15 protein-coding genes and 2 pseudogenes are annotated in these 22,007 nt (G+C 69.7%); 8 read left to right on the top strand and 9 right to left on the bottom strand.

Annotated elements, in window-relative coordinates; genetic code table 11:
* The 6 genes from NQZ70_RS08475 to comJ all read right to left on the bottom strand — a co-directional run bounded on the left by NQZ70_RS08475 (position 1) and on the right by comJ (position 6,763).
* Complete coding sequence (locus tag NQZ70_RS08475) at positions 1-651, bottom strand: hypothetical protein (protein ID WP_165373850.1); 651 nt, start codon at positions 649-651, stop codon at positions 1-3.
* Positions 652-680: 29 nt separating this feature from the next.
* The gene (locus NQZ70_RS08470) at positions 681-2,729 is read right to left on the bottom strand and encodes a kelch motif-containing protein (protein ID WP_165373849.1); all 2,049 of its coding nucleotides are present in this window, start codon (positions 2,727-2,729) and stop codon (positions 681-683) included.
* 431 nt (positions 2,730-3,160) lie between these two features.
* Positions 3,161-3,703 (bottom strand): YkgJ family cysteine cluster protein, encoded by a 543-nt coding sequence (locus tag NQZ70_RS08465; RefSeq protein WP_129573762.1) that lies wholly within the window; start codon positions 3,701-3,703, stop codon positions 3,161-3,163.
* A 358-nt stretch (positions 3,704-4,061) separates the two neighbouring features.
* A complete protein-coding gene (locus NQZ70_RS08460; protein WP_129573761.1) occupies positions 4,062-5,420 on the bottom strand; it encodes a hypothetical protein in 1,359 nt (452 codons plus the stop codon).
* 85 nt (positions 5,421-5,505) lie between these two features.
* Positions 5,506-5,913 carry a hypothetical protein gene (locus NQZ70_RS08455; protein ID WP_129573760.1) on the bottom strand — a complete coding sequence of 136 codons (408 nt, stop codon included), beginning with the start codon at positions 5,911-5,913 and terminating at the stop codon, positions 5,506-5,508.
* 382 nt (positions 5,914-6,295) lie between these two features.
* Complete coding sequence (comJ, locus tag NQZ70_RS08450; protein ID WP_129573759.1) at positions 6,296-6,763, bottom strand: competence protein ComJ; 468 nt, start codon at positions 6,761-6,763, stop codon at positions 6,296-6,298.
* Between the two features lie 270 nt (positions 6,764-7,033).
* Here comJ and NQZ70_RS08445 point away from each other — a divergent pair.
* Positions 7,034-8,202 (top strand): IS3 family transposase gene (locus NQZ70_RS08445; protein WP_129572590.1). Its coding sequence is split into 2 segments (ribosomal slippage): positions 7,034-7,286 and positions 7,286-8,202, totalling 1,170 coding nucleotides; the frame shifts between segments, so codons are not numbered across the junction.
* Here the strand turns inward: NQZ70_RS08445 and NQZ70_RS08440 are convergent.
* Together NQZ70_RS08440 and ltrA are read right to left on the bottom strand one after the other, a co-directional pair.
* A complete protein-coding gene (locus NQZ70_RS08440; RefSeq protein WP_237245631.1) occupies positions 8,134-12,825 on the bottom strand; it encodes a SpvB/TcaC N-terminal domain-containing protein in 4,692 nt (1,563 codons plus the stop codon). The two genes, NQZ70_RS08445 and NQZ70_RS08440, sit on opposite strands and share 69 nt — an antisense overlap.
* Positions 12,826-12,996: 171 nt before the next feature.
* Positions 12,997-14,304 carry a group II intron reverse transcriptase/maturase gene (gene ltrA / locus NQZ70_RS08435; protein WP_207217527.1) on the bottom strand — a complete coding sequence of 436 codons (1,308 nt, stop codon included), beginning with the start codon at positions 14,302-14,304 and terminating at the stop codon, positions 12,997-12,999.
* 833 nt (positions 14,305-15,137) lie between these two features.
* Between ltrA and NQZ70_RS53120 the strand changes: the two are divergent.
* From NQZ70_RS53120 to NQZ70_RS53295, 3 genes and pseudogenes are all read left to right on the top strand, one after another.
* A pseudogene (locus NQZ70_RS53120) lies at positions 15,138-15,551 on the top strand (RNA polymerase sigma factor); the annotation flags it as partial.
* Between the two features lie 512 nt (positions 15,552-16,063).
* On the top strand, positions 16,064-16,753 hold the full coding sequence (locus tag NQZ70_RS08425; protein ID WP_129573756.1) for an RNA polymerase sigma factor: 690 nt from the start codon (positions 16,064-16,066) through the stop codon (positions 16,751-16,753).
* A gap of 69 nt (positions 16,754-16,822) precedes the next feature.
* Positions 16,823-16,888 (top strand): annotated as a pseudogene (locus NQZ70_RS53295) (hydroxyisourate hydrolase); the annotation flags it as partial.
* 688 nt (positions 16,889-17,576) lie between these two features.
* On the opposite strand, the gene NQZ70_RS08420 reads toward NQZ70_RS53295, so the two are convergent.
* Positions 17,577-18,041, bottom strand: coding sequence for a hypothetical protein (locus NQZ70_RS08420; protein ID WP_129573754.1), 465 nt, complete (start codon positions 18,039-18,041; stop codon positions 17,577-17,579).
* Positions 18,042-18,113: 72 nt separating this feature from the next.
* Here NQZ70_RS08420 and istA point away from each other — a divergent pair, with 72 nt between their 5' ends.
* The 4 genes from istA to NQZ70_RS08400 all read left to right on the top strand — a co-directional run bounded on the left by istA (position 18,114) and on the right by NQZ70_RS08400 (position 21,974).
* Positions 18,114-19,601: an IS21 family transposase gene (gene istA / locus NQZ70_RS08415; RefSeq protein ID WP_129573753.1), complete on the top strand. Its 1,488-nt coding sequence runs from the start codon at positions 18,114-18,116 to the stop codon at positions 19,599-19,601.
* Positions 19,598-20,359, top strand: coding sequence for an ATP-binding protein (locus tag NQZ70_RS08410; protein ID WP_129573752.1), 762 nt, complete (start codon positions 19,598-19,600; stop codon positions 20,357-20,359). Before istA ends, NQZ70_RS08410 begins: the two co-directional genes overlap by 4 nt.
* Positions 20,360-20,684: 325 nt before the next feature.
* Entirely contained in the window at positions 20,685-21,242 is a 558-nt protein-coding gene (locus NQZ70_RS08405) for a hypothetical protein (protein WP_129573751.1), read from the top strand.
* A gap of 429 nt (positions 21,243-21,671) precedes the next feature.
* Complete coding sequence (locus tag NQZ70_RS08400) at positions 21,672-21,974, top strand: hypothetical protein (RefSeq protein WP_129573750.1); 303 nt, start codon at positions 21,672-21,674, stop codon at positions 21,972-21,974.
* The last annotated feature ends 33 nt before the right edge of the window (positions 21,975-22,007 follow it).

The following is a 22,007-nucleotide window of genomic DNA, read 5'->3' as shown; positions in this document are numbered from 1 at the left end:
TCACTCCCCCTCACGACACGCGCACGCGCAGGAGGAGGGGCCCTCCGTGAGCGTCCCGTCGGAGCCCCAGATGCAATATCTCCAGCCCACGGGGCTGAGGCCACAGACGCCATCGAAGCGATGGAGCTCGACGCTCCCGCCGACCTGGCGGTACAGGAGGGGCAGGCCGTCCTCCTGCCCGCACTCCACGCTTCCGGGGCATCCGCCGGGGCCGCCGCGCGGTATCGCCAGGCAGCGGTGCTCCTCGGTCAGCGCGTCGCAGGACGCGCCGTCGGGGCTCACGGACACGAGCTCCCAGGAGCAGACATGGACGTCATCGTCCGATGTCTGAGCTTCGCAGTCTTCCTGGGACAGGCGCTCTTCACAGGGCGTCCGATCCGTTCCAGCGCCGGTGCCGGCGCTCGTCGACCCGGCGGCGGCGCTCGTCGACCCGGCGGCGGCGCTCGTCGACCCGGTGCCGGCGCTCGCCGCTTCGGGCGCGCCCCCGGCGCCGTCGTCCTCGGGGCCGCCCGACACGCTCGACGTGCAGCCGAGGAGCGACAGCGCGGCCAGCCCCAGGACCGCGCCTGCCCCACGGCTCAGCCGGATGCTGCCGCGCTGGAGCGCCCGTGAGGACGGCGCGCCTCGGTTCGTCGTAGCTCCTTGTTTCATCGCCTCGTTCCTCCGCAGCGCACTCCCGGTCAGCCGGCCTGCCGGCCGTGCGTTCTTGCCAGCGGAGCACGCCGGGCGCCGGATGGCTCCGGCGATGGGCTCGACGCGAGGCGCCGTCGCCTCGTCAGACGCGCCAGGGAGAAGAGTGCGACGAGGCCGATGTGGGGGGCAGAGATCGACCTCGTTTCGCCGAAGTTGCAGCCGCTCCCGGCGGTCACGGGCGTGTCGCTGCCGGTGCCAGCGCCCGCGCTCGTCGACGCAGCGGTCGACTCGCCTCCGCCCGCTCCGCCCGTGCCCGCGCTCGTCGACGCAGCGGTCGACTCGCCTCCGCCCGCTCCGCCCGTGCCCGCGCTCGTCGACGCAGCGGTCGACTCGCCTCCGCCCTCTCCACCAACTCCCGCTCCGCCCGTGCCCGCGCTCGTCGACGCAGCGGTCGGCTCGCCTCCGCCCTCTCCACCAGATCCCGCTCCGCCCGCGCCCGCGCTCGTCGACGCAGCGGTCGACTCGCCCCCGCCCGCTCCGCCCGCGCCCCCGTCACCTGCTCCGCCCGCGCCCGCGCTCGTCGACGCAGCGGTCGACTCGCTCCCGCCCGCTCCGCCCGCGCCCCCGTCACCTGCTCCGCCCGCGCCGCCTGCGCCCGTCGCGCAGGCGCCAGCGTCGCTCGGTACGCCGCTACAGATGCCGTCATCGCAGCTGTCGGCTTCCGTGCAGGCATTGGCATCGTCGCACGCTGGACCCGTGAGCAGCGTACACTCTCCCTCGATGGCCGCGCCGGCGGCGATGGAGCACGCATCGCACGGGCCTGCATCGCACGCCGAGGTGCAGCAGACGCCGTCGACGCAGAAGCCGGTCGCACACTCCGCAGAGGAGCCGCAGGGAGCTCCGCCCACGAAGAGGCGCTCGGCGCTCGCGGAGATCTCTCCGTACATGTAGGGCGCCGGCGGAACGGTGCCGCCCGCGATGAGCACGCTGCCGTCGAGGAGCGCCGTCGCCGAATGGCCCGAGCGCTCCACCGACAAGGACGGTCCTGCCGTCCAGCGGTCCGTCGATGGGTCGTAGAGATACGTCGCGTTCGAGTATTCCCTGTTGTAGTAGCAATCTCCCCAGGGGGCGCAGTTTTCGTAGAATTCCTCCATGCCTCCGGAGACGAGCACGCGTCCGTCCTGCAGGACCGTCACCGCCCGTTCCTGCAGGGGGAGGTTTACGCGGCCCTCCGCGTCCCGAGGCGCCCGCAGCGTATTGGGCAGCCCAGGGACGAAGCTCCACCTGTCGGCGGCGGGATCATAGACTTCCACGTTGCGGTCGGCCATCCCGTAAACCGCAACCGCGAGGACCCTGCCATCGGGAAGCAACGTCGCCTCGTAGTCGTTCCCCTCGCCCATCTCCGCCGCGGGGCTCCAGGTATCGTCTGTCGGGTCGTAGATCGCCGCTTGATTCGTGTCATAGAGATTCGTCGCCGTGACCAGGATCTTCCCGCTCGGCAGCAGCGTCGCCGTATCACAGCACCCCTCGATCACCGGCGCGGCCCCGACCGTCCAGGTATCGGCGATGGGATCATAGAATTGAACGCCGTCCGCGCCGGGGATGACGACCCGCCCGTCAGCAAGCAGCGGAGCATCATGTCCCGCCCTCCAATGGGGCAGGGACGCGACGGCCGTCCAGGTGTTCGACGCCGGATCGAACACCTCCGCCGTATCGACGGGTGCGGCGATGCGGCGCGAGGTCCAGCTATAACCGCTGGTGACGAGCACCCTGCCATCCGCGAGCAGCGTGACCCCGAAGGCGGATCGGTCGTCCGTCATCGCGCCCGCAGGGGCGAAGGTGTCCGTCGCCGGGTCGTAGAACTCCGTGGAGCCCACCCCGCCGTCTCCGTCGATGAGGAGGACCCGCCCGTCCAGGAGGCGAACGGCCCTGTGATTGAAGCGCGGCCGGGTCATCGACCCTGCCGCCGCCCAGCTCAGATGGCTGAGCCGCGGCGCTCCCGGCCCAGCCTCGAACGCGAGCGCGGCCGACGCACCGTCGACGCCGAGCCGCGTGGGGACAAGCTGCCCGCCAAAGGCGCCATCAAGCCTCGCCACCGCCTGTCCCGAAAACGCCCCTGGCGGCGCGGCGTGCGCCTCCGAGCCGTCGTCACCCGCAGCGCAGCCGAGGCTCGCCCCGAGCGCGACCAGCAGGACGAGCGTCGCGCTGCCCGGCGCAGCGCGCCGCGCGGAAGCCCGCGCCGGCGCCGGACGAGCGCCACCCTCGTGCTCCTGCGCATCGACAGGGCTTTCAGCGCAAGCCGGTTGGACGGCTCGATCGTGCTCCCAGCGGGCTCGGCTTTGACCCATCGCGATCTCCTCAAGCCAGGCGATGCCCGATGTTCCCCGCCAGGCACCGCGATTGCAATCCGGTACGCGACGCTTCGATGCCGCGCGCAGCCGAGCCATTCACGTCGAAAAGCTGCGCCGCGCAACGTCCACCGCGACAATGCTCGCCGAGGGCGACAGCGCGGCTCAAAGCGCGCGCGTCAGCCCTCGCCCGAGAGCACCGCGGCGATCGCGGCGCGCTGCCCGCGCGGCCGCCCGGCCGCGTCGGCGTGGGCCATGTCGAGGGCGGCCAGCACCGTCGAGAGCGTCGTCTGGTCCAGCACCGACGACGCCTCGATGGCGTCGAGGTCCTCTCCGACGAAGTTCTTCGGGCAGGCGTCGATGACCGGCAGCGCTCGCCCGCCGGACGGCGCGAAACGGATGGGCAGGCCGTGCGAGCGGCAGATGAGCGGCCGCGCCGCGTAGAGCGCGCACCTCCCCTCCCCGTCGAGCGCCGGGCACACGCCGGGATCGCCCGCTCGCGCGCGGCCGGCGAGCGCCGCGCGATCGGCCTCGGGGAGCGCCGCGAGCGCCTCGCGGAGGGCGTCGGCCTCGATCGACGTCACCGAGAACCGCCGCCGGCAGCAGTCGCTGCACCCCGTCGCGCACGCCATCCGCCCGCCATGGCGCGCGCTCGCCTTCGCGAAGAACGCGTCGACCTTGGCGAAGAGCTCGCGGAGGCGATCGAGCGGCCGGGGAGTCACGCGCCGGGTTCTAGCACCCGAGCCCCCCGGCGCCCTCGCCAGGGACAGGGAATCGTCCGGCTGGGACAGCGACCGCGCCGGCCGGGACAGCGACCGCGCCGGTTGGGACAAGGGCCCGCGCCGGACACGACCGAGGGAGCTGCCGCCAGGGACAGGGACGCCGGCGTCAGGGACAGGGGCGAGCGGGCCAGGGACACCGAGCCGCTCGCAGGGACGCGGGGGAACGCGCCAGGGACACCCGGGCCGGCGCTCCCCTGTCCCTGGCGCGGCCAGGAGAGCGCACGATCGCCCCGGCCCCGCCGCCCAGGAGCGCCGGACGGGATCGAGGCAGCACGCTCGGGTCGACCTCACCCCTGCTTCAGGGATCGATGCGGAACGGATAGCCGTCCGTGGCCACCACGATCGGCTCGGCGCCCGGCGCGCCGCGCGGGCGGACGGCGAGCGCGTGCGCCCCGGCGTCGTCGAGCGCGGGAGGATCGCGGTAACCGAACTCCTCGCGGCGTACCTCCCCCTGCGCGTTGAGGAACTCGCATTCCCATCCAACGACGATGCCGTTGTGACGCTTCTCCCGGAGGTCGCGCAACGGGAGCAACACGACCTCGGGGGAGCTCGCAGCGCGGCGAAGCGCGCGGAGCTTCGACCAGGTCTCGCCCACCAGCTTGAGGCCCAGCACCAGCAGGACGGCGGCGAACCCCGCGCTCCCTGCCGCGATCAGCAGCCGCGGTGTCCTCAGGGCGGGCTCCGCGCTCGTCATGAGCTCGCCTCCGCTCCTCCGTACCTCGATGTCCGGCGACACCCTCGGCGCCCAGGCGACCAGGTAGCTCACCTCCTGCTCCTCGCCGTCGACGCGGAAGCTCACGACCACATCGGTGAGATAGTCGTCGGTCCAGGCGGTGTGGCCGTGAGGCGCCACGGAGACGAGGCCGTCGACGGCGACCGGCTCGGCGGCGGCCCAGCGGCCCGGCTGCGCCAGCACGTCGCGCGCGATCTGGACCGCGCCCACGCCGGCGATCGCCATCACCGCGCCGTTGAGCGGCGCCAGGAGGGCCACGCTCGCGAGGGCGATCAGGAGATAGCGCGGCCGGAGGCGCAGCGCGTCCCGGTCGAGGCGCCGCCGGAGCTCCGCGAGCGGCAGGGCGCCCGCGGCGCGCCGCGCGGCCTGCGCGTCGGCGCGGCGGATGACGAAGCCCAAGAACCCGATCGCGAAGCACATCGCGGCGAGGCCGAGCAAGGTCCAGGCATCGACGCGCGCCTTGCGCGGACCGTCGCCGAGCGACAGCACGAGCGCGTCCTCGTCGGCCGCCTCGGGCAGCCCCCGGTCCACCAGCAACGAGCGCTGTCGGCCCGTCGGCGCGTCGAAGGCGCCCGTGAGGGGCTGGTCGGGCGGCGGACACAGCGGCCCGTCCGCGCTCACCAGGGCCACGACCTCGCCGAGCGAGGGCGCGAGCAGACGACCGTACCGCGTGCCCGCGAGATCCACGCTCCCTTCGCACGAGAACTGCGCGTCGGTCAGCTCCACCCACACAGCCTCGGTCCGCGCGCGGCGCAGCGCCTCCGCCGCGCTGAGCCGCACCGGCGCGTCGCCGAACGCCGCCACCCGCTGCCACGCCCGGACCGAGAGCACGCCGAGCGCGACGCCGGCGATCACCCCGAGCGCGACGCCGATCCAGGGCCGCCGCTTCAAGCCTCCCGCGATGCGGTTGTTGATGTCGCTCACGCCGATGCTCCTCCGAGGGTGGCAGGCGCGCCGGCCAGGCCCCCGCGCCGTATCGGGACGCGGCGGCCTCGCCTGGGCGGCCGTTTCAGCAGGTGAGCCGGATACGCTCCCCGAGCCGCTTCACGCGGTCGTTGGCCTCGACCCGCACGTCGCCGCGCCGGGCGCCGAGCCGCTGCGCGCGCGCCTCGCTGACCCGATCGCCCTCGCTGCGCAGCGCCGTGGCGCCGCCGCTGCGCAGCTCGATGCCCTCGCGGGCGTGGATGGCCACGCGCTCGGCCGCGAGCTGCAGATCGCCGGCGCCGGCCACGGTGATCGAGAGGCCGCTGCCGGGGAGCGGCGCCGGCCCGTCGGGCCGCAGCTCGATCCGCAGCGGCTCCGCGCAGGGGCGATCGACGAGCCGGATGCACGAGCCGTGATCGCGGCGCTCCACCGCCAGGCGGTCGTCGTCGACGGGGATCACGCGCACCGGGTGGCGCTCGCTCGGATCGGTCATGAGAGACCAGGAGGTCGCAAGGCGGGCCCGGAGTCAAGGGCCGCCTAAAGCGCTCGCTGGGGCGCCGCGGGAAGGTGCGTGTCGCCGGGGCGCCGGCGTTGAAGGGCGTTCACGCCCAGCGGCCGAGTCTCGGCGCCGGTAGCGGAGCGCGCAGGGCGCCGACGCGCTCTCGACGTCGCTGAAGCAGGCGCAGGTCAGCCGGTGGACCGGGTCATACCGGGAGCGTTCCGTCGTGTTCTCGGGCCGGAGCGCATCGGAGCGGCGCGAGAGATTGAGGAGATCGTCGAGCTCATCGTTCGAGGTCCTGCACCTCACCCGCGCCGCTCTGCGTCACCATGTGCTTCACGCGCTGCTTGTCGGTACCCCCTGAGTAGCTCGCGTGTTACGGCACCGCTGGTTGCGCGTCCATCAGAAGCTCCTCGCCTGGAGAAAGCTCTTCATCCCTGCGAACGACCCGGGGGGCGGTGGTCCCCGGCACGAAACGGAACTTGCACCACATCCCTGAACCAAGGCATCGGCCGTGCTCGAAGAGCACCGTGTAATCCCCCGGATCCAGTTCGATCACGACTGTTCCAGTAAGAGTGCCCACTTCGACATCAACCCCGACCGGAACGTGAAATGGTACCTGGATTGCCCTCGTCGCTGAGGGCGAAACATCAAGCGCCGTTCCCTTCTCTACAATGACCGAGGCCATCCCCTCTACATCGAGAGTACGAAAAGACACGCTACCCGGCCGCCATGAGAATCCCTGTGCAACGTGCGCGTCGGTCCAGTCATTGAACGGGTCTTTTAGACACGATTGAAAAACGAAAATTTGTGAATACGCAACTTCCAGGCTGAACTGCGACATGTCCTACTCCACGATGATCCTGATCCGTGTGCCATCGGGAATCCCTCGGCACTGGTTCCCGATGCAGGCCCCTGCGCCCATGTTGTCTGCTGGCGACACAGGGCGAACACTCGCCCCCGATCCACCTTCCCTGAACATGGCTGGTGGGTACTCGTCCAGCTGTTTTCCCGGCACTCTCGCATAGCCACTGAGTGCCTCGGCCCGTCGTGCGGCTGCCCCCTGGTCCTCCCCCGCTTCCGTCGACACCCCCGACGGCACCAGGAGGCAGGGATGGGACGGAGAAAGAGGAGGGCGTTCACGCCCGAGTTCAAGGCGGAGGCGGTACGGCTGGCGAAGGCGAGCGACCGGAGCATCGGCCAGGTGGCGAAGGACCTCGACCTGACCGAGACGGCGCTGCGCGACTGGATCAAGCGCGCGGACACCGACGCGGGCCACGGCCCGCCGGGGGCGCTGACGACGCCGGAGCGTGAGGAACTGCAGCGGCTGCGCCGCGACGTGAAGCGGCTGGAGATGGAGCGCGAGATCTTAAAAAAAGCGGCGGCCTTCTTCGCGAAGGAAAACGAGTGAGGTTCGAGTTCATCGACGCGGAGAAGGCGCACTACCCGGTGCTGGTACTGTGCGCGGTGCTGCTCGTCTCGCGCAGCGGCTACTACGGGTGGGCCAAGCGCTCGGAGTCCGCGCGGGCCAAGTCCGACGCTCAACTGAGCGCACAGATCAGGGCCGTGCACCACAAGAGCCGTGGCCGCTACGGCAGTCCGCGCATCCACGCGGAACTTCGTGCTCGCGGCATGCGTGTCGGCAAGAAACGGGTCGAGCGGCTGATGCGAGCTCAACGACTCGCGGCTCGGAGGAAGCGGCGCTTCCGCCGCACCACCAACTCGCGGCACAACGGCCCGATCGCCCCGAATGTGATCGAGCGGCAATTCGATGCTCGAGCGCCCAACCAGGTCTGGGTGACGGACGTGACGTACATTCCCACCGGCGAGGGCTGGCTGTACTTGGCCGTGATCCTGGACCTGTTCTCGCGCCGCGTGGTCGGCTGGGCCGCGAGCGCGTTCAACGATCGCGCCCTGGCGCTCACCGCGCTCGCGTTCGCCTTGGGAACGCGGCGGCCGGCGCCTGGGCTGGTGCACCACTCGGATCGTGGCAGCCCCTACGCCAGCGACGACTACCGGCTCGTGCTCGGGACCCACGGGCTCATCCCGAGCATGAGCCGCGCCGGCGACTGCTGGGACAACGCCGTGGCCGAGAGCTTCTTCGCGACGCTGAAGGCGGAGCTGGTCGAGCACGAGCGCTACCCGACGCGAGCGGCCGCCATCGCATCGATCGGAGACTACATCGAGAACTTCTACAACCTGAAACGACGGCACTCACGGCTCGCCTACATGAGCCCGATCGAGTTCGAATTGAAGACCTACGTGACCGCGCGCGCGGCATAGTGAGACTGTCCGCGGAACCGGGGGAGGACCACCCGTTCCGCGGTCGCGCACCGCGATCACATGGCCATGCGCGTCGTGGTCGTAGGTCACGGCGAACGGCGCCGCGGCGGCCGGCGACGGATACGTGACCGCCTCGATGCGACCGAGCTCGTCGTAGCCGAGCCTGGCCTCCAGGGGAGCGCGCTCGCCGTCGATGCGGAGCGAGAGCGTGTCGAGATGGCCGCGATCGGTGTACGCGTACGTCTTCTCCCCGTCGGGGCTTGCGAGCGCGTGGAGCTTGCCGACACCATGCGCCGCGGTGTCCCAGGTCCACGTGGTCGTCAGGCGCTCGGCACCGTCACCGTCCCGGTCCACGCGCGTGCGCGGTCGCCCGAGCACGTCGTAGATCCACGAGCTTTCTCGCCCGAGCGCATCGGCCGACGAGATCAGCTCGCCGAAGCCGTCATGGATCGAGACCGTGGTGCCCCGATCGGGGTCATCGAGCTGCCGGACGCGGCCGAACGCGTCGCGCGTCGTACGCGTCACCGCCCCGCCTGGATCCGTGACCGTGTGCAGCATGCTGAACGGGCCGTAACTGTAGCGGGTGATCCCGTCGGCGGCGTCGGTGATCGACTCGATTCGCCCCAGCGGATCCTGCTCGGTCACCGTCACGTGATCGAGCGGGTCGACGACGCGCACGCGCCAGCCGTCGTACTCGGTCGTCGTGACCGCGTTCCACGGCGTCGTATGCCGCACCTCGCGGCCTACCGCGTCGTACTCATAGCGATCGTACAGCCTCTCGCGCTCCGGGCTATCTTCGCGGACCGGCACCGAGCGCCGCGCGATGTGCTCTCCGAGCGCGTCGTAGCCGATCTCTTGCAGGATGCGCTTCGCGTCGCCCGAGCCCTGCGCCGGCTCCGGCTCGGGCCCGTACCACCACCACCGGATCGGGCGGCCGAGGCCATCGAACTCGACCGTATCGTCGGCCCCGCCCGTCGTGGTGCTTCGCTGCCTCACCCGCCACGCGTCCTGCGCCGGGCCGCCGTCCTTGGTGCGGGAGAGCGTGGCCGTCGTCGTCGTGCCATCCGGGCGCGTCTCGACGCCGAGGCGCCCGAAGCCGTCGTACGCCCACGTCGTCACGAGCTGATTCGGATCGACGCGCTCGAGGAGCACGCCGAGCGCGCCGTCGAACTCCACGAGCGTGGTGTGCCCGGCCGCGTTCACGTACTTCTCGGGGAACATGCCCTCCCCGTCGAAGTCCGTGCTGGAGGTCCGATGGTGCCCGAAGGCGTCCTCCGCCGTGACGCCGGTGATGTTCCCGAAGTCGTCGCGCGCGTAGGCGATCGTCAGCTTCGTGTCCGGGAGGCCGTCGTCGCTCTCGGTGGCCTCGCTCTCCACCTCGCCGTAGATCGTATTCGTTCGCGTGAGGTTCCGGCACCGCGACATCCCCGCCGCCGCGCTACACTCCTTCTGCGTCTGGAGCTGGCCGAGGACCCAGCGCTCGGTGTCGTTCTTGAACGTCCGCGTGACCTTGAACGTGAGGTCGACGCCGCTCGTCGAAACCTCCTCGGCGCGCACATTGCCGAACGTGTCGAAGTCCGTCACCGTCGACACCGAGTCGCGCAGCAGCGTCGCGCTGCCGCCTCCGGCCTCGACCTCCCGCACGTACGCCTCGATGGAGGGCGTTGCGCCGCTCGGGGGTGGATAGATCCCTTGCGCTCGCCTCACGCGGCGCTCGGTGGGTAGCGTGAAATACGTCGCGCCGTCGTTCGTCGGTACGAGCGTCCGCTTCACGTCGACGAACGAGAGCTCGATCTGCTCCGGCCTGGGCTGGCTCGCAAGCCCCGGAGCCCAGCGCCATATCCGCTGGACGCTCCCCGCGAAAGGAAAGACCTGGAGCTCTTCGTCGAAGGTGACGTGATCGTACGCTTCAAGCGTCGCGGCGCCCGTATCCAGGTCGGTGACGATCCGCTCCCCGAACCCAAGAAATCCGCGGCCCAGCCGGTGGTAGCGCCCGTCGCGGTAGCTGACCTCGAAGCGCCGCGGTCGGTCCGCCCCGTTGTTGACGGCGTACGCGCTCACCACCCGACGAGGCCCCACCACGCAGCGCCGCGGGTAGCCGCAGTCGTCCGCAGCGCCGGAACGCGCGAGGTACAGCGGGCTCTCCCGCGCTGGATCCTCCACTCCGTCGCCCGTCGCCACCGACGCGTCGGTCAGATGCCCGTACGAGATGCTCACGTTGGGCACGAAGCCCGGGTCGGTCGGGTCGTGCGCGTTCATCCCGTCGGAGACCGCGACCAGGAGATCCTGATCGGCCGAGAGGTTCCGGAAGACAATAAACACGCCGCCGAGCGACAGGATCAGGTCCTGCGCGCCGTCCCCGTCGACGTCGCCGGTACGCGGCCCCCGTGGATCGGCCAGGGTGACCGCGTCGCCGAGGCTGGCCTCGAACGGCAGCCCCGGGTCGGCCAGCCTGAAGGGCGGCCCCGAGCGGTCGCCCGTCGCGAGCAGGACGGCCCACGACGGGAGCGCGTCGGAGCCTCCCAGCAGCATGCCTGGTGGCACCGGCGTGAGGAGATCCTGCCGCCCATCGCCGTTGATGTCGAGCGGCACGGCGAACCGGAAGAACGCGTCCTGATCGGGAAAACCGAACAGATCCCCGAAGCTGAACGCGTCCACGGTCCGGAACGGCGAGGCCACGAAGGTCGGGCCCGTGTTGAAGTAGGTATAGAGCTGGTGGTCACCCGGGCCGGATTCGACGGCATCGGGCAAGCCGTCGCCGTTGGCGTCGAGAAAGACGACGCGGCCCCCGGGCCACGCGACGGGCAGCTCGGTGTCGATCGCCTCCCAGCGCCCCTCGCCCCGGCGCATGATCGCGTCGTAGCTCGATCCGAGGAGGACCGTCCCGTCACCGAACCGCCGCAGCGACGGCACGACGAGATCGATCCTGCTGTCGGCGTCGATGTCGAGCGTGTGGAGCTCCGTATCGCAGGGATAGCCCATGAGCAGCTCGATCGATTCGCCCGTGGGATCGAAGCCCGCGGGCGTCGCGCCGCGCGCTGGTCGCCAGGGGTGAACGGCCCACACGGCAGCGAGCGGGAGCGGTGTCTGTGCCTCGCGGGCGTGGTCCTCGCACTGGATCAGATCCGGCATGCCGTCGCCGTCCAGATCGGCGAGGTGCATCGACGCGCCGGGGCTGCTCAAGCTCGGCGGCGCGGGCGTGACCCCGAGCGGGAACGGCCTGCGGATCCCCGTGTCGTGGAGCGCGAAGGTCCAATCCGGTCGGGACAGGAGCACATGCCACGTGATCTCCGTGCCGTAAACGTCATGGAGCAGCACGTCCGCCCGCCCGTCGTCGTCGTAGTCCAGGACCGTCCCGAGCTCGGGCAGAAGAAGGGCCGGATCGGAGGGCCCCATCGGATCGGCGACCGTGGGCCACTCTTCGAGGAAGGCGAGCTCCGCCGGTGCGAGAAAGGACGGCGAGGCGCGCGGCCCGACGTTTCGCGCCACCCGCCACGCGGTGATCGGATTCCTCGGGGTACTGAGCCCCGCGACCATGTCCGGGATCACGAGGTCGTCGCGCCCGTCGGCGTCGAGGTCGAACACCATCGGGCTCGCCCTCTCGGAGACCGGCTTGTCGATGTCCGTCGTTACCCGCTCGAATCCGGGCTTCCCCTGGCTGTACTGAAAGCGTGTGGGAGGCTTGCAGCCCCGGTCGCTCGCACACTCCTCGACCTCGGTCAGGAGCGTGCGGCTCGTCGTCGGGCTGAGCTCATACCGGAACCCGTAGCTCCGGACCAGCGCGTCGCCGGGACCGAGCATCTGGATCTCGTCGAGGCGAAGCGAGCGCTGGAGCGCCATGCCGCCCGAGTAGCCGGTCCGAATGGCGGCCGGATCCTTGGTCCTATACACGAAGCGTACCGCCCGGGAAGGCTCGAGCGACGGCGTTCCCTCGAAAGCCGTGTAGCGGATCTCGTCGACCGCGTACTCGGCAGCATGGCCGTCCTCCGCCTCGGCGAGGCAGTACGCGTACGTCATGGCGTTGCCGCGGCCGTCGCGGGCCTTGCTCGCGAGCCACGCGCGCGGGACGCCGCCGCGCGCGAGGGGCTTGCTGCCCTCGGTGCGCCCGTACTCGACGACGCGGCCGTTGGGCAGGGTTGCCTCGAAGAAGAGCGCCTCGGCGGGCGCGCCGCCTTCCGGACCGTAGTGCCCGACCACCTTGACGAAGGTATCCGGGAACGTCCGGTACTCGATGGTTCCCGGCCCCTCTCCCACGCGGACGAGGCGCTGGCCGTCGAGGCAGAGCGCGTCGTCGCCGTCGTACCTCACGCCGCGGATCTCCCCGTCTTGCGCGAGGCTCTTCGGACATCGCGTGATCGCGGACAGCCCGGCGATCGAGAAGCCAGCGCCGAGCACGCCGTCGGCGCCGTCGCTGCGATAGACGAGCTCGATCCGAGGCCCCATGTCCGCGCGCGACGGTGGGACGGCCAGCTCCATGGTGTACACGGCCTCCCCGGTGCTCGTGATGGCGAACGTCCCCGGGATGGTGCCGGCGGCGACGGTCTCGACCTCTGGCGCCGCGCGCGACGTGGCAGGGCTGTGTGCGCTCTGGGTCCGGCAGGCGACGAGGCCCGGCGGTGCCATGGGCGGGTCGCCAGAGATGCACTGGCACCCACTCTGCGCGAGCACGCATTGGTAGATCCTACTTTCTCCTGCCCGGCCGTGAAACTGGGCGATGAAGGGCAAGACCCCCTTTCAAACCGTGCGTGCGGATTTCCCGCACACGGCTTACCGGTGGCCTCTCGGGTCGCTGCATTATGCAGCCTCCGGGTACTGAACGGTCCCGCGCAGGCGGTGGAGCCCGTGACCTTCGACGAAGAAGTCGCATGTCCAACCCTCGACCTCACCCGCGCGCAGGTTGCGCCCCTTGCGCTTCCTGAGGAAGTCGCGGAGCCGCCGCCACACGTAGCGGTCGATCTGGTTGAACTTGCTCTTCGCGTTCCCGGTGCGGAAGTAGTTGCCCCAGCCGCGCAGCACCGGGTTCAGAGCGCGGATCAGCACCCGCACGTCCTTCACCCCGTTCCTGGCTCGACCGGTCAGCTCCTTCACGCGCTGCCGCACCCGCTTCATGCTGCGCTGAGAGGGCCAGCGCTGGAGGAAGTACACGCGCCGGCGTGACTGCTCCCAGATCGGCCCGCTCATGCGCTTGCGCAGGTGGCAGCCGAGGAAGTCGAAGCCCTCCTTGCCCAAGGAGAGATCCACCCGCCTCGTCTTATCCGGGTGTAGCTCCAGCCCGAGCCGCGCGAGCACCTCGCGTACGCGCCTCTCGGCCTGCTCGCACGCCGACCTCGTGGTGCACATGACCACGAAGTCGTCCGCGTAGCGCACCATCGTGCCCAGATGGGCACCATGGCGCTCCCACGCCACATCGAGCACGTGCAGGAAGATGTTCGAGAGCAGTGGAGAGATCACGCCGCCCTGCGGTGTCCCCGAGAGCGTCGCTATCTCCCGCCCTTCTTCCATCACCCCGCACCGGAGCCACTGCCGCAGCAGCTTGAGCACCCGCCGATCCGAGACGCGTCGCTCGACCAGCTTCATCAGCTTGTCGTGGTCGATGCTCCCGAAGTAGTCGCGGATGTCCGCGTCCAGGACGTGGTTACCTCTGCGAGCTCCCAGCTTGCGGAGGGTCTCCAGCGCCTGCGTCGCGCTGCGGCGAGGCCGGAAGCCGTACGAGCTCGGGCGGAAGTCCGCCTCGAAGATCGGCTCCAGCACCAGCTTCGCCGCCATCTGCACCACCCGGTCCCGGATCGTCGGAATGCCTAGCGGCCGCCTCTTCCCATCGGCCTTCGGGATGTACCGGCGCAACACCGCTGTCGGCCGGTACGTACCTGCTCGCAGCGTGACGCCGAGCTCTTCGAGGAAGCGCTCCACGCCGTGCTGCTCGATATCAGCGAGCGTCTGAGCATCGACACCCGCCGCACCTCGGTTCCGCTTCACCCGCTTCCACGCTTCCGCGAGGACGTCACCCCTCGCGATGCGGTCGTACAACGCGTGGAACCGGCGCCCCGGATGCCGCTTGGCCGCGACCCACAGCCGGCGTTGGAGTTGTCGCACTTTGTCCATGGGCTCGCGCCCACGGGGGTGGTTGGAGCCGGTCCTGCCGGCCATGCCCTCGCGCTTACCTCCTCGACCGACGCGACCACCGCAGGGGCCTCTCCCTCCGACCGCGTTGTTCGTCGCGGCCATCAACGGTACTACGGCCCCCTCGGACTCCCGCTGCGCAGCGCTCGATTTCACCTTCGGCTTATACGAGCCACCTTGCCGTGACGACAGCAACGCAGACGGGTCTCCCGTGTTCCGCACCTCTCCTTGAACGCGTGCTGCGCCCTCTACCCCGGAGGGACCCGACGCGCGTTCTGCTCCGGACTGCGGCGCGACGGATGTGGCCTTCGCCGTTGCATGCGCGGCTCGGCTCCCTCGTTGTTTGTCTGTCGAGGCGGCAGGCTTCACTTGATGTTGCGGCCCGCGTTCTTGCTCCCTCCGTAAAGGCATTCGACGCCCCGCTCGGGCCGCGGGGTCTCCCCCGCAAACCTGGGGCCTGCTACCGGGCGCTCCGGCGCTTACCCGGACGGGACTCGCACCCGCTAGAGATGTGCAGCTTGAGATCGCTCTCTCGCCCCGCGGACGGGGATAAAGATTGATCTCGTCACGACGCACCATGCAACGACGGTACTTACGCCGAGCACGCGACGTCAACCGGGAGAAAAATACTGGAAGCAGCGCTTTAGGAGAGAATCCACAGGAGCATGGCGGAATCGACTCATCCGTCCCATGTGTCGGCGATCTTCCAGCCGACCCGGGTGAGATGTGGTGCTTTGTGCCACATCATCCGACCAAAGTGATCGCGGCCGTGCATTTTGCTGACCCCGAGGGGGTCGCTCAGACGTGCTACCCGCGTGGGCAACCCGTCGAGCATCGCCAGCAGCTTCGAGCTCTTCCGGCGCCTCGCGAGGCGTCTCGGCGTTCCGGCACGCCACGCCGAGGACGTGGCGCAAGACGCGCTCCTGCGCGGGTTGGAAGCGGACCAGCGGATTGCGCCGGGCGGAGACGCGGCGGCGTACCGCGTCACGATCGCCATCAACCAGGCGCGCGACCATGTGCGGACCGCGCGCCGTCGCGGAGAGGTCCTGACGTCGTTCGACGAGAGCGAGCTCCGAGCCGAGTGCCCGAATCCAGAGGAGCTGGTACGCGGGAGCCAGCGGCACGCGCTCACGCGCCGCCTGATCAACCGGGTCGACCCGAAGTACCGACACCTCCTGGTCAAGCATGACCTTGAGGAGATCCCGCTCGCCGAGATCGCCGGCGAGCTCGGCCTCACGACGGAGGCGGTGAAGACGCAGCACCGGCGGGCGCTCGAGCAGCTCACCGAGGAGAAGCGCCGCTATACGGCCGGGCAGGCTGCACGGGGACGCGACGCAGAGGCGTGCGTCCCCGTGGCGCTCGGCCTCTACCGTCGCGAGTCGTGGCTGGCCACGCTGCGGCGCCTGGTCTTCAGGATCTTGGCACAGGGCGCGCTCGTCATCCTGACGGGCGCGCTGCTCTCCGGGCTGTCGCACAGCTTGGAACCATGGCTGTTGCCCGCGGTGGCTCGCGCGCCCGGCTCCGCGCCAGCCGCGCAGGAGGTCACCGCGTCTGCCCGAGAGGGCGGCGCGAGCGCCACCACCCAGATCGGTGCGCCCGCCGCGCGCAAGGTGGAGCCGTCCGCGCAGCAAGGCGACGCTAGCGCCCTGGCCGCCGTGGATAGGCCCGCAGCCGCTTGCGAGAACTTCCGCCACGCCGCGATGAGCTCACGGGAGAGCAATACTCGTCGCGACTTCCCGCCGTGCACGCGATCCTCTACCTCCTGTTCACGGAGGGCTACCTCTCTTCCCACGCCGAAACGGCGATCCGCCGAGAGCTTTGCGACGAGGCGATGCGGCTGGCAGCCATCCTGGCGGAACACCCGCTGGGCAGGGCTCCAGAAACGTTTGCCCTGTTGGCGCTGATGCATTTGCACGCGGCCAGGATGACCGCTCGACAGGACGGCTCCGGCGGATTGCTGCTCCTGGAAGAGCAGGACCGAGGTCTTTGGGACCAGCGGGAAATTCAGGTTGGGCTTTCGTGGCTGGCCAAATCTGCGCACGGCGATGTCTTTTCTAGGTACCACGCGGAGGCCGGCATCGCCGCAGAACACTGTCTCGCGCCATCGCTTGCCGAGACTCGGTGGGACAGAGTCGTGGAGTGCTATGCGCTGCTGGAGCGGCTCGGCCCCTCCGCGATACACACGCTGAACCGCGCGGTGGCGGTGGCGGAGTGGCAGGGACCTGCTGCCGGGTTCGCCGTTCTCGACGGCCTTGAACCACCAACTTGGCTGGCCGGCTCCTACTTGTGGGCTGCGGTGCTGGCCGACCTGCATCGGCGCTGCGGAAACGACGGCGCGGCGCAGCGCTATCGGGATGTAGCGATCAGGGCCGCGCCCACTCCTGCAGTGCAGGAGTTGCTCCAGCGACGGCTCCGGACCGGCGGTCAGTGATCGTGCGCTACTCTACGAGCTCGTAGAAGTCGTATGTGAGCGTGACCTGCTCGATGACGTTCTCGTCGCGCACAGCATCACCGCGTGCCGCTGCTGCTCAGCCCGTGGGGTCACCCGACGTACCGCGGGAGCTGAGCGCCGCCGGCCGAGCGAGCCCGCGAGAGGCGTTATGCCGCATGCTCCCGCTGAAGGAGGCATCATGCCGCACACCGCCCACCGGGCTCAGCGGCGTCAGGCCGCGTGCTCGAGCTGGAGCCCGAGGGAGCGTGGATCGAAGTAGGCGCGGAAGCCGGTGATGGCGCCGGCGGGGTGCTCGATGACGCTCACGCCGTGGTACGAGAACGGGGCGCCCCGCAGGCGTGGAGTGAAGGCGGCCCCTTCGATGCATAGATAAGCTATTGATATGGCATCGTTTTCCCAGGAGGGCCGGTTTTGACGCGGGCATCCGCTTCGGACACGTCGTCGCGCAGGACATGGTCGGCATCGACGTCGGCCCGCCCCTGACTGCGCACGTCCACTTCATGCGCAACGCGCGCCCGGCGGCATCGCCAAGCCTCTCGACCACGTTGCGGGAGCCATGAGCACGGCCCATTGCACATAGCGCGATGACGCGAACTGTCGGTGAGCGTCGCGTCCCGCGTCCGATCGGTGAAGACCGCGGCCCGTGATCGCCGGCGTTCACCGTTCACCGCCGGCCCCCGCGCCGATCTGGGCCGCGCTCGCCTTCGCGGCGTAGACGTCAGGCCCGCCGAAAAATCGAAGGCCCGAGGGCTGCCACCCTCGGGCCTTCTGGAGCTCCGCCTACCGGAGTCCCCCACCTTCATCACAAGCCGGGCTCCAGGTCCAGAAAACGGCGGCATGGAGCCCGTTGTCGTCGTCCGCCTACCGCCTCGCCCTGTGCAGCCGCTGCCGCGTCCAGCTTCGCCTCTGCCGTCGCTGCGATCGCGGCCAGCGCCTGTGCCTCGACTGCCGCCCGCTTCGACGCCGTGAGTCGCTCCGGCGCGCCGGCGCCGCCTACCGGACCCGGCCTCGCGCTCGCCGCCTGCATGCCGCTCGCCAGGCCCGCTACCGCGACCGACAGCGGGACAAGTTCTCCGCGCAGAAAGTGACGCATCACGGGGTGACGCAAGCCGTGGCCGCATCGACGTCCCAACTCGCGCCGGAGAAGTTCTCCGGCCGAAAGGACGACGATGACGATCGAATCCGAGATGTCGGCCGCTGCTCGCTCTGCGGAGCGCGGCTTCCGCCCTGGGCCCTGCGCGAGCGGCGCGCTCGGCCAGCGCTTCACCGACGCGCTCCCCGCGTGCCGCGAGGACCTCCCCGCGTGCCGCGAGGACCTCCGCGCTGACAGGAGGCGGTGGTGATCGCCAAAGAGAAGGAGGCGGAGATCCTGCGCCTCTACCATGGCGAGAAGTGGCCCGTGGGCACCATCGCCGGCCAGCTCGGGCTGCACCACACCACCGTGCAGCGCGTGCTCGGGCAAGCGGGCGTCGACCCGAAGGTCGTCGCGCCGCGCCCGTCCATGGTCGACCCCTTCGTGCCCTTTATCGTCGAGCAGCTCGGCAAGTATCCCTCGCTGCGCTCCAGTCGCCTCTTCGTCATGCTCAAGGAGCGCGGCTATCCGGGGGGGCCCGATCACCTCCGCCGGGTGATCGGCCGTCTCCGCCCCAAGAAGCCGGCCGAGGCGTTCCAGCGGCTCCGCACGCTGCCCGGCGAGCAAGCGCAGGTCGACTGGGCGCACTTCGGCAAGCTGGCTGTCGGCCGGGCGCAGCGCCCGCTCTGGGCCTTTGTCATGGTGCTCAGTTACTCGCGCAGGATCTTCCTGCGCTTCTTCCCGGGCGCGGCGATGCCCTTCTTCGTGCGCGGGCACGTCGAGGCGTTTGCCGACTTCGGCGGCGTCCCGCGCGTGCTGCTCTACGACAACCTCAAGAGCGCCGTCGTCGAGCGCCACGGCGACGCGATCCGGTTCCACCCCACGCTGCTGGATCTGTCGGCGCATTACCGCTTCGAGCCGCGCCCCGTCGCCGTCGCCCGCGGCAACGAGAAGGGCCGCGTCGAGCGCGCCATCCGCTACATCCGCGAGGCATTCTTCGAGGCCCGGACCTACGCCGGCCTCGACGATCTCAACCGACAAGCGACCGAGTGGACCAGCTCCGCGGCGCTCGATCGCTCCTGGGTCGAGGACCGCGCCCGCACCGTGCGTCAGGCCTTCGACGACGAGCGCAGCGTGCTCTTGCGACACCCCGACACGCCGTTTCCGGCCCACGAGCGCGTCGAGGTCGAGGTCGGAAAGACCCCCTACGCGCGCTTCGACCTCAACGACTACTCGGTCCCCCACGACCGGACGCGCCGCACGCTCGTGGTCCTCGCCGACCTCGACCATGTGCGCATCGCCGACGGCAATGAGATCATCGCGACCCACGTCCGCTCGTGGGACCGCGGCCAGCAGATCGAGCAGCCCGAGCACCTCCAACGCCTCGTCGACGAGAAGCGCCGCGCCCGCGAGCACCGCGGCCTCGATCGTCTCGCCCGCGCGGCCCGCAGCAGCCAGGCCTTCCTCCGCATCGTCGCCGAGCGCGGTGACAACATCGGCAGCGCGATCGCCCGGCTTCTGCGACTGCTCGATGCCGTCGGCGCCGCCGAGCTCGAAGAGGCCCTGGTCGAGGTGCTCGAGCGCGACACCGTCCACATCGGCGCCGTCCGCCAGGTGGTCGACCGCCGCCGCTCCGAGCGCCACCTGCCGCCCCCTGTCTCGATCCCCGTCACCCGCGGCCAGCACGCCGCCCTCGTCGTCACGCCGCATTCCCTCGCCACCTATGACGCGCTGAAGAAGGACCCGACGCCATGACCGACCTGACGCCCACCGAGACCAAAGACCGCCTCAAGAGCCTCGGCCTCTTTGGCCTGCTCGCCTGCTGGGAGCAGCTCGCCGACAAGCCCTGGCTTCGCGAGGTGCTCGCCATCGAGGAGCGCGAGCGCCACAAGCGCAGCCTCGAACGCCGCCTGAAGAACTCTCGCGTCGCCGCCTTCAAGCCCATGGCCGACTTCGACTGGTCCTGGCCCAAGAAGATCGACCGCGAGGCCGTCGACGACCTCTTCGGCCTCGGCTTCCTCACCACCGGCCACAACGCCGTGCTCGTCGGTCCCAACGGCGTCGGCAAGACCATGATCCTCAAGAACCTCGCCCACCAGGCCGTCGTCCGTGGCCACACGGTCCGCTTCTCGACCGCGAGCGACATGCTCTCCGACCTCGCCGCGCAAGAGTCCTCGGCCGCGCTTGCGCGAAGGCTCCGCCGCTACACGATCCCCGCGCTTCTCTGCATCGACGAAGTCGGCTACCTCTCCTACGACAGCCGCTACGCCGACCTGCTCTTCGAGGTCGTCACCCGTCGCTACGACGCGCAGAAGCCGCTGCTGCTCAGCACGAACAAGGCATTCGCAGACTGGGGCCAGGTCTTCCCGCACGCCGCGTGCGTCGTCACGCTCGTCGACCGGCTCGTCCACCGCGCCGAGGTGATCGAGATCGAGGCCGAGAGCTACCGGCTCAAGGAAGCCAAGGAGCTGAGCGCCACCCGCACCAAGCAGCGGCGCAGCAAGAAGCACTGAGCGGCCTCTTCACCGGTGAACTTCACCGGCATCGGGCGCGGACTTCACCGGTGAACTTCACCGGCATCCAGCGTGCTCTTCACCGGCATCGGGTGCGGATTTCACCGGTGAACTTCACCGAATTCCCTCGGGTTGCCACGATCATCTACAACGCGAACAACGCCCCGTCGACGAGGGGGTCAGCCGGGCGCCCCCTTCTTCTTCGCCTCCACGGCCTTCTCGATCTCATCCTCGATCAGACGCTCCATCCTGTCCTCGAAGGTGCGTCCAAAGATGTACGGCACGGAGACGGGGAATCCCGTCTCTCCAGGCTTCCTGACATTAGATGGCTTGTGTCGTTTGCACGCACCCTGCGAGACGCCTCATCGAGGAATGGATCCTCCGGGGGAGTTCTCTTCGCCGAACGGCGAAGAAGTACGGCCTGCTCACCGCGACCGGGGAACTCAATTTCAAGGGCGTGGACCACCACAAACGGGTCTGCATGCCGAAAGCTCGGGTCACCCCTATCTCGCGATACGAGGGCGAGGAAGACGAAACGCCGATCCTTCGAGAGAGGCGTGCACCCCTCACCAGCAAGCAGATCGATCTCGCCGGGAAGTCAGCGAAGGAACGCCTCGAAGGCCTGCTCGATCGGACGGTCGAAATCGTCAACGGGGGACCTGAGTTCGTTCGTCTCCAGGCGCTCAAGGAAGCGCGCTCTCTGGTCGCTGACATCGACGCACTGGACAAGGTCGAGCAGCCCGCAACCCAAAAGGGTCCTGACGCTTCTGCTCTGACTGCATCGATCCTCGACAAGCTCGACAAGCTTCACGATTCGGCGTCCCAGACCGACGCCGAGCCGACTCCACTTCCTTCAGAGAACGCCGCCCCCGCGGTTCATTGAGGTCCTTGGCCTATGTCGTTCGTGTACTATCCTGTGGGCTCGGCCCCTCTGGCCGACAGCCATGGCAAGCAGCAGGTGATGCCCGCCGTCGCGGCTGACCGGTCCCTTCGAGTCACGGTTCAGCAGCCGACCGCACCCCCGAAGCCCGCCCGGATCGCTAGGGTCGTCCATCTGGCGTCGGCCACCCTTCCAGCGGCTGGAGCGTGGACCAATCAGGCGGCGTACGCGATCCCCGATGGGGTGTCCGCGGTCAGCTTCGTCTCGGTATACACGAGGGGATCGGCAAGCGGACAGCCCCAATTCCGGATCCTCGTGGTTATGCTCAGCCGTCCTCGTGGGCGATGCCAGCAAGGGGGAGGTCGAGCACTTCTACCTCGTGGTCGACGTCGAGGCGGGGTGTGCTTCCGTGGCGCCTGGAGGTGCCACGTGATGGATCCCGTTCAGTTCTCGGGACTTCTGCGGAAGGACAACGAGGGGCAGCAGAAGTGGAAGGCGCGTTTCGAGTACCCTTCCCACGACGCCGCCCGGTTCGTCATGGATCAGATTCATCCCGGTGACAATTTGTCCGTCTCGGGTGTATCTGCGAGGCTTGACGGGAGCCCGAATATCGTCTTGTTCGTGTTCGAGCCAGGCATGGCTGTCACCGTCGCGATGATGGCGCCGATCAACGATGGCACCTGCCTCCTGCCTGGGCTCGACCGGCTGCCGCGCTCGCCGATCCCGGGCCTCTGAGGCGGGCTCTACGCGGCCAGGATCGAGATCTCT

The sequence above is a fragment of the Sorangium sp. So ce836 genome, assembly GCF_028553905.1.
Classification (GTDB): Bacteria; Myxococcota_A; Polyangia; order Polyangiales; family Polyangiaceae; genus Sorangium; species Sorangium cellulosum_D.
Note: the sequence above shows the minus strand (reverse complement) of the source record. Positions and strands in the feature narration are given on the sequence as shown.